Below are 12,633 nucleotides of genomic sequence, written 5' to 3' on the forward strand. Positions count from 1 at the left end.
GACGCCTGATATCCACGCCATAGAAGGACGTGGTTTTACGGCGCTTTTTGATAAAAAAACACTCTCTAATCGATAGATTAAAGAGTGTTCTAAAACGTGAGAACTATTTATAGGCTATATAAGCTAAAGGCCTAATAAGCTAAAAGCCTATTTTTCAAGGATGCAAGTCACACCTTGACCACCAGCGGCACAGATAGAGATTAGCGCACGTCCAGAGCCTTTTTGATCCAGCAGCTTAGCGGCAGTCGCTAAGATACGGCCACCAGTAGCAGCAAATGGATGGCCAGCGGCTAGAGATGAGCCGTTGACGTTTAGCTTGCTACGGTCGATAGTTCCTAGCGGCGCGTCAAGACCTAAACGCTCTTCACAGAATTTCTCGTCTTCCCAAGCTGAAAGGGTTGATAAGACTTGTGAGGCAAAGGCTTCATGGATTTCATAAAAATCGAAATCTTGTAGCGTCAAACCAGCACGCTCAAGCATACGCGGCACGGCATAAGCTGGTGCCATGAGTAAGCCTTCTGTGGTACCAGATTTACCAATGAAATCAACCGCTGCTGTTTCTTGATGAACGATATAAGCCAATGGCTTAAGGCCGTGCTCTTTTGCCCATTCATCAGTACCCAATAGTACACAAGAGGCACCATCAGTGAGCGGCGTAGAGTTGGCAGCAGTCATCGTTGGCTTGGCATTGTTTTTACCAAACACAGGCTTTAACTTCGCTAATTTTTCTAACGTCGTATCTGGACGCAAGTTATTGTCGCGAGTGAGACCTTTATAAGGCGTGATTAAGTCATCAAAGAAGCCTTCGTCATAAGCGCGTGCTAGATTTTGATGGCTATTAAAGGCAAGTTCATCCTGAGCTTCGCGGCTGATATTCCACTCAAGCGCTGTGATCGCTTGATGGTCGCCCATTGAGAGACCAGTACGTGGCTCACCGTTTTGTGGCGAATCGATTAGGTCTTTTGGATTGAGTTCCATCAGTGCTTTTAGACGTTGTTTGTTGTCTTTGGCAGCGCCTAGTTTGATCAGCACTTTACGCAAACCATCACCAATCGCGATAGGCGCGTCAGATGTGGTATCTACACCGCCGGTGATGGCTGAGTCGATGATGCCCAGAGCAATTTTGTTGGCAGAGGCAAATGTCGCTTGCAAGCCAGTACCACAAGCTTGTGAGATATCATAAGTTGGGGTATGTGGGTTCAGCGCGGTGCTTAGTGTGGCTTCACGGGTTAAGTTGATGTCGCGGCTGAGTTTCATCACAGCGCCGGCGACCACTTCACCTAATACTTCGTCTTGTAGGTTATAGCGTTCAATCAAACCATCTAAAGCAGCCGTTAGCATGTCTGTGTTGCTGACATCAGCGTATGAACCATTTGAGCGTGCAAATGGAATACGGTTACCACCTAAAATAGCGACGCGGTTTTGACCAGAAGCAGGTTTAGTCTTGTTCGCTTTCTTGGCGTTAGTCGTCGGCTTTTTGGCAGTAGGTGTTTTCGTGTCCTTTGCCGCCGTTTCTTTTTTAGGGCTGGCCGGTTTTGTGTTGGTTGATGCTGCCTCAGCAGATTTTACGACAGTGCTTTCAACAACAGGGCTATCAGAGTGGTTGTTTTTATTACTCATAATATTATCCTTAAAAAATATAGGTAGAAGAAAAAAGGAAAGTAACAATAAAATAAAAAGTACGAAAATAAAAAGTACGATTAAAAAATATAATTGTCTTAAATAATGCGATAAATGAAAATAAACAAGAGGCAAATATTATCATTTATGACAGGGTATAGCTGTTTGTGATCAAGGCATTTTTATGACTTTACTGTATCGCTTTGGCAAACTATGTGACGCTTATACAAGGTCAACAATAGCCGTGAATATAATTTTATTAGACTGGCTAGTACTGGTTATTAGCATTGCATAATGGTGTATTTGATAATATATTGTTATCGATAAACACATTTGCCATAACTTATAGGTCTGATTTTAGCACAATACGGTGGTTTTTAAGTCTAGAAAAAGTAGCTATCTTGTATACTGGCTTGTTTACAGATTGTTGTAGACAACCTCAGTTTTTGGACTTATTTATGTTGAAAGTGTATAGTTAAGCCAGTTTTCGACCCATTTATTCGATATCAATTTAATTGATATCAACCATTACGATATTGATGCGCTTATATAATAGGGTGATGAGCTTATATAGTAGGCACATCATTAATAAGCACATCATTAATAGCCGCATTGCATTTTTTATTTATTATTATTCTAACCATTTATTATAGGGATTATATTATGTCAGACCGTTATGGTGATTTTGTTCAGTCTTCTATTGGTAAAAAAGTTGCCAAAAACTTAGGTTTACCGTTGCCAGTAACGCTAGATCGCTTCGAAAGCGGTGAGCGTTTGGTACGTGGCAGTGTGCTGGTTGGCCGTGCTGATGGCGATGACAAAAGCGTGAGTGAGTCAGTTGCTCGTATCTTGTCAGACGTTCATGCTGAGGTTTATGTCAATAGTAGAGACGACGTTAAAGACGCACTGGCTGATGCTGGCGTGGAAGCAAAAGCCAATACCGGTGGCGATGATAAGTTTAAAGTTTTATTGTTTGATGCCAGTAATATCAGTAATGCGGATCAGCTAAAAGAAGTGTATGAGTTTTTTCACAGCGTTGCGCGCCGTGTAGAAAAGTCGGGACGAGTGATTATCGTTGGTCGTACGCCAGAAAATATCACTGATATTGAAGCCGCATTAGCACAGCGTGCGCTTGAAGGTTTTGTAAAATCAGTCGGTAAAGAATTTAAGCGTGGTATTACCGCCCAGCTTATTTATGTAGAAGAAGGCGCAGAGCAAAACCTAGACTCGACCTTACGCTTCTTCACCTCAGCTCGTTCAGCTTATGTCTCAGGACAAGTGGTACGCGTTAGTAACGGTGATAACGTCGATGTTGATTGGACGCAGCCTCTAGGCGGAAAAACTATGCTGGTGACTGGTGCTAGTCGCGGAATCGGTGAAGCAATTGCCCGTGTGTTGGCGCGCGAAGGTGCCCATGTGATTTGTTTGGATGTACCACAGCAGCAAGCAGACCTACAAAAAGTCGCTAGCGAAATCAGTGGTTCTATTTTAGCAGTCGATATCACCAGTGAGGACGCTGGGGCACAAATCGCAGACGCAGCGCAAAAGCGTGGTGGTCTAGATTCAATCATCCATAATGCTGGCGTGACTCGTGATAAAACATTGGCAAAAATGGACGAGAAGAAATGGAACATGGTTATCGATATTAACTTAGGTAGTATCGCTAGGTTGAACCGTTACTTGCTTGACAATGATGTGCTAAAAGAAAATGCGCGTATCGTCTGCGTATCGTCAATCTCAGGTATCGCTGGTAACTTGGGTCAGACCAACTATGCGACCTCTAAAGCGGGCGTTATTGGTCTGGTAGATGCTACTGCCAAGCAATTAAAAGACAATGCCAAAGGTATGACGATTAATGCGGTTGCTCCAGGATTTATCGAAACCCAAATGACGGAAGCCATTCCTTTTGCTATTCGTGAAGCGGGTCGCCGTATGAACTCAATGAGCCAAGGTGGCTTACCAGTAGACGTAGCTGAGACTATCGCATGGTTTGCGTCACCTGCTGCTGGCGGACTAAACGGCAACACAGTGCGCGTTTGTGGTCAGAGCTTATTGGGTGCTTAATACCGATTTATGAGTAGGCCTATGTGATCGTTTAAGGTCGGATAAATATATGATAAAAGCTGTTTTTTTATATCCACTTCACATATGCTTACGAAATAATTGCTGATAAATTGTAATAAAGCTGCCCAAGGGTGGCTTTTTTATGATAAAAACACAGGAGCCATCAGCCAAATTATTTTTGTTACTATAAACTCTTATGACATCATTCAATTTCATTTTATATAGCATCTAGAAATGCACCAAAAAACTTGCTCAAGCCCCACTTAGGATTTATTATGTCAGATAAACATTATGATGCGTTGCCAAAAGCGCATACCACCTACGCCAATATCGTCAAAAGTCTATTGCCAATTGGTAATAGTGGCAAAATCAGTAAAGATCAATTGCCGCAAGCGACTTATTATGTGGATGATCTACACATCGATCAGGATAATCTAAACGATTATCGTAAGATTTGTGGTTTTTCTGACAACGGTAAAGTACCTATTACTTACTTCTCTGTACTATCACAAGCGTTGCAAATGAATATGATGGTCAAAGAACCCTTTCCATTTGCCATGTTGGGGCTGGTACACGTTGATAACAGCGTGACCCAATATCGTCCGATTGGTGAGCGTGAGACGGTAGCGATGTCGGTGACTTTTGACAATCTACGCGACCATGCACAAGGTCAGCAATTTGACTTTGTAACGACGGTTAAATCAGAAAGTGAAATAATCTGGGAAGGTACGTCGACGTATCTGGCGCGCAACAAAAAATCGAGTAGCAGCAAAAGTAAAAAAAGCACGCCGCGTCCAGTAACGGTGAAGCAATCAATTAACGAAGTAGGTGTACATAGTATCTTTGAAGTGCCAGAAGATATAGGCCGTCGTTATGCCTTTGTATCAGGTGACTTTAACTTGATTCATTTGCATCCATTATCAGCGCGTGCCTTTGGTTTTCCAAAAGCGATTGCTCATGGTATGTGGTCAAAGGCCAAGTGCTTGGCGATGATGGACGAGCTACCGGATGCTTGTACCGCTGAGGTGTCATTTAAGTTGCCTATATTTTTACCAGCTGAAGTAGAGCTTATCGCTGATCCAATTGCCCAACTCGAAAGCGCCGCAGATACTTGTGAATTTGGCTTATATAGCTCTAAAAACGACAAGCCGCATCTCGCAGGTGTCGTTAAACTACACAGCGATAGCCAGTAATTTATTTGTTTACTTACTATCGCCATATTTCATCTTAACCGCCATAGCCAACGAATAAATTTACAATTATGACTTTACAAAAAAACATGACAAGCACAGAAAACTCTGCCAGTTTGGCAGTTAGTGACACGAAAGATAGCAATATTGCACCTGATAACAATGTGTATGATAACGACGCGCCTGATAATGGTGTCGATCTGGCGTCCCTCTTTGAGCCTTATTTCCGTCCTGATGACAACACCATTGTATGCGGCGCACTTGATGATGAAAAAGTCACTGCGTTAGCCAGAGCAGGGGTTGAGCTGGTTATTAACTTACAGCCTGATAGTGAGCTAAGCTTTGATGAGTCGGCAGCCGTTGAGCGCGCAGGTATGTCTTATGAGCATCTGCCTATTGACGGTACTACAGATTTAAAGCAACTTAATATATTAGCGTTCGATAATATATTGCGCCAGTCTCATGGTAAAAAAACAGTCTTGCACTGTGGTTCAGGCAATAGAGTGGGTGCAGCGATTGCTCTACGAGCTGGCTGGCTACGTGGCCGTAAGATGGATACGGCAATGGAGCGTGGGCGTAGTCATGGTTTGACTAGTCTTGAGCAAGAAGTGCATAATCGTTTGTTGGTACCGCGCTAAAGTATCAGTATGACTGAGTAATCAAAAGGCGACCAGCAGGTGGCCTTTTTTATTGCTCGATAAAACTTAATACCAAACCCAAAAAGTACGATTAGCTGTGTCAAACTCGTTTAGTCTACAGTGCGTAGCACTTGCACTCGTTTTCCTTGCTACTCTATAGTTAAAATACTTTAAAAACGCTACGATACTGCTGGTATAGTTTTTTTGTAGCCTCTGTCTGCGTAGGCACAGCAAGCAAGAAAAAACGGTACCTGCAGTACGTGATGTATCGATTTTACTTTTCACTGACTATAGTTTTTGTGAATGGTATAACTATTCTATAGTCAAAACATCTTCAACACGCCCTATATAAAAACCAAAAACGTTAATAATTGAGTAAGGCCGTCATGACAAATAATAATGAAAGTAGCTATCAAAATAACTATCAGAGCAGCGATAAAAGTAGCACTAAAAGCACCAATACTAAAAGCACCAATATAAATATTGATACCAATCTCCAACAGCGTCTACAGCGATTAATGACAGATTTACAGTTGGATGATGCACCAGCTGGCGGCGCGTTAGTGGTTTATCAAGCGGGCAGCTGCATTGCTCAGGTGAGCGTGGGAATGGCACGAGCAGATTTGTCCTGGAGCGCTGATACCTTGTCGCTTAATTTTTCTACAGGTAAAGGTATTTTAGCGACACTGATTCATGTGTTGGTTTCGCAGCAGATACTAGATTATGACACGCCTATTGCCAGCTATTGGCCAAATTTTGCGGCGCAGGGAAAAGGTGACGTTACATTACGCACAGTCATGTCACATCAGGCGGATTTATTTTCGATTCAGAGTATTGATGCGGACAGCGAAACATTACTCGATTGGGCGCTAATGCTCGATAAAATTGCTGCGATGCCGATGACAACACCTGAAAATACCGAACGATATGACAGTGCATATAGTGCTCTGGTTTACGGCTGGGTGTTAGGCGGGGTGATAGAAGCCGTGACTAAGATGTCTTTGGCTGATGCGCTACGCCAGTATTTGACTGAGCCTTTAGGTATTGCAGACAGTTGCTATTTCGGTGTGCCAGATAGCAAAATAGACCAAGTGGCAAAACTGGCCAAAGACTTTGAGCGGTCAAATCAGGATGGCAGACAATCGGGTAATAAGCGCCACAAACCGACCTTAAAAGCAGACTCGCAATCTACCTTAGATATTTATGCCACGCTACCCAGCTATACAATTTGGCAGCAGCAAAACTTGATTGATAAACACTTGGCTAATAAACAAAAGATAGACGCGAATAAGGAAAGTGAGCAAAACACCCCTGTATTAGATACTGCTCGTATCAATCGTTTATATTTCAACACTGATAAGCTTAATCTAAAAAACTATAAGGCCGCGCTTATACCTGCGGGCAAACAACCGATCGACTATCATAGTCGTAAGATGCTACAAGCGGTTATTCCAGCAGCTAATGGCGTGGCCTCAGCGCAGGCATTGGCAACTGTCTACGCTATGTTGGCGAATGGTGGGGAATGGCGGGGACAGACGTTTATTGATAGCGCCACCTATCAGCAGTTGTCTATCGTTCAGGTCAATGGCTTGGATGCGGTTATGCCAGCGCGTATGCATTGGCGCTTGGGCTACCATAGATTATTTAGCATTTACCAAAATAATAATGGTGAGGCAGTAAGCTCTAGCGCGCAAGGGTTTGGGCATATGGGTTATAACGGTTCGGTTGCCTGGTGTGATCCTACACGGCAACTATCATTTGCTTTTGTTCATAACTTTGATACCACGATGCTCAATGATATTCGCCAATTTGCACTAACGGAAGCGGTGCTTAGTTTGATTAGTGAGGTTTGATTAACGAGACGCTTTTGGCGTCATCCTAAGTAGCTTGTTGGCGCTGAGGCCGTGGATAAAAATCGAAGTAAAAATGACAATCGAACAAACAACCCATAGCTTGAGCGCATCGTTTTCAGCAAAGAAACCCTGATTAAGCGCATAAGATAAATAATATAACGTACCAATACCGCGGATACCCAGTGCTGAGATGGCATACTTTTCGGTATGGGGCAGGTTCAGCCCTGATAAAGCAATGAATCCACCAATAGGACGTATTAATAATAAAAAGGTAAAGCTGACGATATAGACTCGCCACGTTAGCTCAACGCCTGCCTGTAAACCTTGGCCGATTAGCATACCAAAAGTCACCAATACCAGTGACATCAACAAACCTTCTGATTGTTCTGCAAAATCATGGAGCTTGTGATGATAGCTGTGTTTATTCTCTGACCGACGAAAGGCAAATGCCGCGACAAATACCGCGATAAAACCATAGCTATGGAAAAATTCTGCGAACCCATAAGCCATTAAAGTGAGGGCGATGACCACGTAGCCCTGCGAAATAGAGGTTTCTTGGCTATATTTTGAAAACACCAGCTTGGCCATCACTTTACCGACGACGATACCAACCACCAAACCTGCACCAATCTTCCATAGCACATCATGGGTAAACCAAGACCAAAGCATCTCAGCGGTAAAACGTTCGCCTTTGTTAAATGCCTCTGCTATCTTTATTGCCAAATATACAAAAGGAAACGCCAGCCCATCATTCAGTCCGGCTTCTGAGGTGAGCGTAAAGCGCGGCGTGTCTTCGCCGCCCGTATTGGGTGGCCCTACTTGTATGCTGGAGGCTAATACGGGATCAGTTGGTGCAAGTACAGCGCCTAATAAGATTGCGGCGCCCATCGTCATACCAAAGGCATAATAACCCAATACCGCCATCGCAAAAATACCAAGTGGCATAGTAATGAGCAATAACCGTATCGTTGGTCGCCATAATCGCCAAGACAGCTCGGTATCAATTTTGATACCAGCACCAACCAGTGATACCAACACCACAATTTCGGTCAGTTTTTCGATAATTAAACCATTATCAAGGGGGTTTAAGAACGACAAAGATGTCCAAAAATATCCCATGGCTAGGCCGAAGCTGACTTGCAACATAGGTAGGGAGATGGGTGTGCGTTTAAACAAAATAGGAAACAATGCGCCTAGTAAAAAGGCGGTACCACAGACTAATAAGAATAAGTTATAGTTTTCAATCATAAGTTTTATGCACGTTGGTATAACAAGACTTATGATGACGCTAAAAAGGTCTTATTACCGCAAAAAATCGTTATCAAAACGATATAAGCGTTGTTTTTTGGTGAAAAAAAAGCCTGCTCAAGGCAGACTTCTTTTATTTATCTAGCGTTTGGAGTTACTAAGATAACTTTATAACCTGAGTGTTTTCTTAACGTTCAACTTGACTGACATCGCGTACCGCGCCGGTATCGGCACTGGTGGTCATCGCTGCATAAGCGCGTAGGGCAGGAGAGACATGACGCTCACGATTGACTGGTTTCCATGCTTTGCTACCACGGCTTTCCATCTCTTCGCGGCGCGCCGCTAAATCAGCATCACTGACCTGCATGTTAATCGTACGGTTCGGGATGTCGATATGAATGGTATCGCCTTCTTGCACAAGCCCAATCGCGCCACCTTCCGCTGCCTCAGGGCTGGCATGACCGATGGATAATCCTGAAGTACCGCCAGAGAAACGACCATCGGTGAGTAGTGCGCATTCTTTACCCAAGCCTTTTGACTTAAGATACGTCGTTGGGTAGAGCATTTCTTGCATACCAGGGCCGCCTTTTGGCCCTTCATAGCGAATGATAACCACATCGCCTGCAACAATTTGATCGTCAAGTACCGCTGCTACGGCATCATCTTGTGATTCAAAGAGACGTGCACGTCCGGTAAAGGTCAAGATGCTGTCGTCAACACCAGCGGTTTTGACCACGCAGCCGCGCTCGGCAATATTACCGTAAAGGACGGCAAGACCGCCATCTGCAGTATAAGCATGCTCGGCGCTACGGATACAACCTGACTCACGGTTGACGTCGAGGTTTGACCATTCTTGCGATTGTGAGAATGCTTCTGTGGTACGTATGCCGCCTGGCGCTGCAAGATATCGCGCCCGCGCCTCAAGATTGTCAGGATTCATAATATCCCATTTATCAATCGCTTCTTTCATCGTGGCACTATGAATGGTTGGCAAATCAGTGGTGAGCAAATTAGCACGGTCAAGCTCTGCCAATAACGCGAATACACCGCCTGCACGATGCACATCTTCCATATGATACTTTTGTGAGGCCGGGGCAACCTTAGCAAGGCAAGGCACATGACGACTTAACTGGTCAATATCGTGCATTTTAAAGTCGACTTCTGCTTCATTAGCAGCCGCTAATAAATGCAAAATAGTGTTGGTCGAGCCGCCCATAGCGACATCTAAGGTCATGGCATTTTTAAAGGCGGCCTTAGTGGCGATAGAGCGTGGCAGAACCGAATCATCATCTTGCTCATAGCGACGTTTGGCTAGAGATACAATGGTGCGACCGGCTTCTAAGAACAGCTCGCGACGCAGCGAATGCGTTGCCAACAGTGAGCCATTACCTGGTAATGCCAAGCCTAAAGCTTCGGTCAGGCAGTTCATAGAGTTGGCAGTGAACATACCAGAGCATGAACCACAAGTCGGACAAGCTGAGCTTTCAATCGCCAATACATCTTCATCACTAATGCTGTCATCTGCGGCGTCCATCATCGCATCGACTAAGTCGAGTTTACGAACCGCACTGCCATTATTGTCATCAGTATTGTGGCTTTTGCCGACGGTACTGGCGATGATTTTACCCGCTTCCATCGGGCCACCTGAAATAAACACCGTTGGAATATTGAGGCGCATCGCTGCCATTAGCATACCAGGGGTGATTTTGTCACAGTTAGAAATACAAACTAACGCATCGGCACAGTGGGCATTGACCATATATTCAACAGAGTCAGCAATTAAGTCACGGCTGGGTAATGAATACAGCATGCCGCTGTGTCCCATGGCAATACCGTCATCGACCGCGATAGTATTGAACTCTTTTGCCACGCCGCCCGCACTTTCAATTTCGCGCGCGACCAGTTGACCCAAGTCTTTTAAATGCACATGACCGGGTACAAACTGGGTAAATGAGTTGGCAATGGCAATAATTGGTTTGCCAAAATCGCCATCCGTCATACCTGTTGCACGCCATAGAGCACGTGCACCTGCCATATTACGGCCGCCAGTAGAAGTTTTTGAGCGATAGTCCATGTGATATTCCTTACAGTTAGGCGATGTGTGTTAAAGCGTTTATTTTTAAATTTGATACTGCTAATGTGCAATGACTTATATGTATGCAATGACAATGCGTCTTTAAGGGTGATAGTGTGCTTTCTATAGATAGCGAGTACTAGTGAATAATACTAAGTCGCTACCATACCATTAGATATGGATAACTAAAAATGATCAGCCGTTAATCATCAAGACTTATGGGTCAAAAGTTAGCGGTCAAAAATTTAGGCAAGGCGTTCTAAAATTGCGCTCTCAAACCAAGGCAATTCAGCTTTATCCGCTTCCAGTTTAGCGATAACTACTAATGCGTGAGTCGCTGGCAAGAACTGATAGTCTTGGCTGGCATCTATTATTAATGGTATTGGCTCATTGCTTGCTTCATCGACGCTAGTTCCATCGATGCTGACTAATGCCTGCTTATCATTTTTATAAAGCACATCAACACGGCCAAAAAACTGCCAGTCCTTAACGGCTGCTGTGATAGCATCAGCTTCATTTCTAGTATAGATTTGCTGCGTTTCTTTGCCCGTATTGGTCCAGTGCAAGCGTACCGCCAATTGCAAGGCTTCGCTAAACACGACGAGCGAGCCAACAACTTTGACATGCCACGGGCTGGATATCAGCTCTGCATTGATACCTATCAGCTTGGCAGCATCATTGGCAGTCATAGGGGTGTTAAATTGCGCCAAAAGGCTTGGTGTTAAAGGGTGTGTTTGTTTAATCGCATCGTCCAAGCTGTCGTAATGATACAAAAACGGCAATGGCAAGTCTTGGGTCACGGTCTTTTTACTGACTTTGCAGTTATGAATACGCCAGCTGATGGTCTTATCAGTCAGTGCTTCAGCTAAGATGATCGCATTGGGATCGATAGTTTGAGTATGGGCTTGAGGGCTGTTTTTAGTCTCAGCGCTGATGGATTGTCCATCGCTATCGAGCACCGTATCATTTGATACAGATGTCGGTAGGGTGTTATCAAGCTCTGCATGAGGGTTATTCATATCTAATTGAGTCGGTAAGGTAGGCGAGTCCATAAGAGTAGCGTTATTAAAATAGAGGGTTAATATAACATTTAAACCGTACCGCTCGCCAATAAATTAGTGAGCTGAGGTCATTAGTATGTAGGTTGGCTGTTTTCAATCATCAGGATGCTAGCAACTTGTACTTAATCCATATTTCGTCCACTATATTACAGACTGTTCATTCCATTTTAAAAGCTATTAAGCAACTAACAATCAAAGGAAAAAATAATGACTGAAGTCAATCAACAGAATGCTTATGACGATAATAATATCTTTGCCAAAATGCTAAACGGCGATGTTCCTTATCATAAGGTTTATGAAGACGACAAAACCCTCGCTTTTATGGATATTATGCCGCAAGCAGCAGGTCATGTATTGGTGATTCCTAAGCAAAAGGCCGTTGATTTAGTAGATCTTGAGCCAGAATATGCGGCGGCGGTACTGATGACCTCGAAAAAGGTCATGCAAGCACAGCGCCAAGTATTTGAGCGTGAAGGGATTATCCAAATGCAATTAAACGGTAGCGAGGCGGGGCAGACGGTCTTTCATTACCATGTACATCTTATTCCCTCGAGTATCCATGAGCTAGGTCGTCATGCAGTGACGCAGGCAGATCAGGAAGAACTTGCAAAAACAGCCAAGCAACTTGCTGCGGTTATTAATGCGTAAACTTATAAGCAAAGTACATCATTTGTGAACTCAACAATGAAATATAAGTTTTTTGCAGTAAATAAAAATAAAAAGGGCAGCTAACAAGCTGCCTTTTTTGTTGCTTGGTAATAGTCATGTAACAATCGTTAAATTCATGTTACAAGTTGGGGGCTTGTCTAGGGGCTGTATAGAATTGGGAAATAGTTGAAAAAAATAAGCAACGCCTTACACTCTTGTTTACCACAACAAAGAGAA

The 12,633-nt window shown here is 43.8% G+C and carries 9 protein-coding genes; 5 read left to right on the plus strand and 4 right to left on the minus strand.

Annotation, left to right across the window (positions count from 1 at the left end; all coding sequences use genetic code 11):
- Positions 1-147 precede the first annotated feature (147 nt).
- On the minus strand, positions 148-1,620 hold the full coding sequence (locus tag EI162_RS11250) for an acetyl-CoA C-acetyltransferase (protein WP_192524441.1): 1,473 nt from the start codon (positions 1,618-1,620) through the stop codon (positions 148-150).
- A 663-nt stretch (positions 1,621-2,283) separates the two neighbouring features.
- Between EI162_RS11250 and EI162_RS11255 the strand changes: the two genes are divergently transcribed.
- From EI162_RS11255 to EI162_RS11270, 4 genes are all read left to right on the plus strand, one after another.
- The gene (locus EI162_RS11255) at positions 2,284-3,684 is read left to right on the plus strand and encodes a 3-oxoacyl-ACP reductase (RefSeq protein WP_192524442.1); all 1,401 of its coding nucleotides are present in this window, start codon (positions 2,284-2,286) and stop codon (positions 3,682-3,684) included.
- A 275-nt stretch (positions 3,685-3,959) separates the two neighbouring features.
- Entirely contained in the window at positions 3,960-4,877 is a 918-nt protein-coding gene (locus EI162_RS11260; protein ID WP_192524443.1) for a MaoC family dehydratase, read from the plus strand.
- 68 nt (positions 4,878-4,945) lie between these two features.
- Complete coding sequence (locus EI162_RS11265) at positions 4,946-5,512, plus strand: beta-lactamase hydrolase domain-containing protein (RefSeq protein WP_192524444.1); 567 nt, start codon at positions 4,946-4,948, stop codon at positions 5,510-5,512.
- 386 nt (positions 5,513-5,898) lie between these two features.
- Positions 5,899-7,365: a serine hydrolase domain-containing protein gene (locus EI162_RS11270; protein ID WP_192524445.1), complete on the plus strand. Its 1,467-nt coding sequence runs from the start codon at positions 5,899-5,901 to the stop codon at positions 7,363-7,365.
- Here the strand turns inward: EI162_RS11270 and EI162_RS11275 are convergent, their stop codons facing one another.
- The 3 genes from EI162_RS11275 to EI162_RS11285 form a co-directional block, all read right to left on the minus strand.
- Positions 7,366-8,613 carry a cation:proton antiporter gene (locus EI162_RS11275; RefSeq protein ID WP_192524446.1) on the minus strand — a complete coding sequence of 416 codons (1,248 nt, stop codon included), beginning with the start codon at positions 8,611-8,613 and terminating at the stop codon, positions 7,366-7,368.
- A gap of 187 nt (positions 8,614-8,800) precedes the next feature.
- Positions 8,801-10,687, minus strand: coding sequence for a dihydroxy-acid dehydratase (gene ilvD, locus EI162_RS11280; RefSeq protein WP_192524447.1), 1,887 nt, complete (start codon positions 10,685-10,687; stop codon positions 8,801-8,803).
- Positions 10,688-10,932: 245 nt separating this feature from the next.
- On the minus strand, positions 10,933-11,739 hold the full coding sequence (locus EI162_RS11285; RefSeq protein WP_192524448.1) for a hypothetical protein: 807 nt from the start codon (positions 11,737-11,739) through the stop codon (positions 10,933-10,935).
- A 216-nt stretch (positions 11,740-11,955) separates the two neighbouring features.
- On the opposite strand from EI162_RS11285, the gene EI162_RS11290 reads away from it, so the two are divergent.
- The gene (locus tag EI162_RS11290; RefSeq protein ID WP_192524449.1) at positions 11,956-12,396 is read left to right on the plus strand and encodes an HIT family protein; all 441 of its coding nucleotides are present in this window, start codon (positions 11,956-11,958) and stop codon (positions 12,394-12,396) included.
- The last annotated feature ends 237 nt before the right edge of the window (positions 12,397-12,633 follow it).

The organism is Psychrobacter sp. FME6 (assembly GCF_014861365.1).
Lineage (GTDB): Bacteria > Pseudomonadota > Gammaproteobacteria > Pseudomonadales > Moraxellaceae > Psychrobacter.

Bases quoted from the DNA above. Each gene is read 5' to 3' on its own strand.
- EI162_RS11250 (WP_192524441.1), bottom strand. From the start codon at position 1,620: ATGAGTAATAAAAACAACCACTCTGATAGCCCTGTTGTTGAAAGCACT.
- EI162_RS11255 (WP_192524442.1), top strand. From the start codon at position 2,284: ATGTCAGACCGTTATGGTGATTTTGTTCAGTCTTCTATTGGTAAAAAA.
- EI162_RS11260 (WP_192524443.1), top strand. From the start codon at position 3,960: ATGTCAGATAAACATTATGATGCGTTGCCAAAAGCGCATACCACCTAC.
- EI162_RS11265 (WP_192524444.1), top strand. From the start codon at position 4,946: ATGACTTTACAAAAAAACATGACAAGCACAGAAAACTCTGCCAGTTTG.
- EI162_RS11270 (WP_192524445.1), top strand. From the start codon at position 5,899: ATGACAAATAATAATGAAAGTAGCTATCAAAATAACTATCAGAGCAGC.
- EI162_RS11275 (WP_192524446.1), bottom strand. From the start codon at position 8,613: ATGATTGAAAACTATAACTTATTCTTATTAGTCTGTGGTACCGCCTTT.
- ilvD (WP_192524447.1), bottom strand. From the start codon at position 10,687: ATGGACTATCGCTCAAAAACTTCTACTGGCGGCCGTAATATGGCAGGT.
- EI162_RS11285 (WP_192524448.1), bottom strand. From the start codon at position 11,739: ATGGACTCGCCTACCTTACCGACTCAATTAGATATGAATAACCCTCAT.
- EI162_RS11290 (WP_192524449.1), top strand. From the start codon at position 11,956: ATGACTGAAGTCAATCAACAGAATGCTTATGACGATAATAATATCTTT.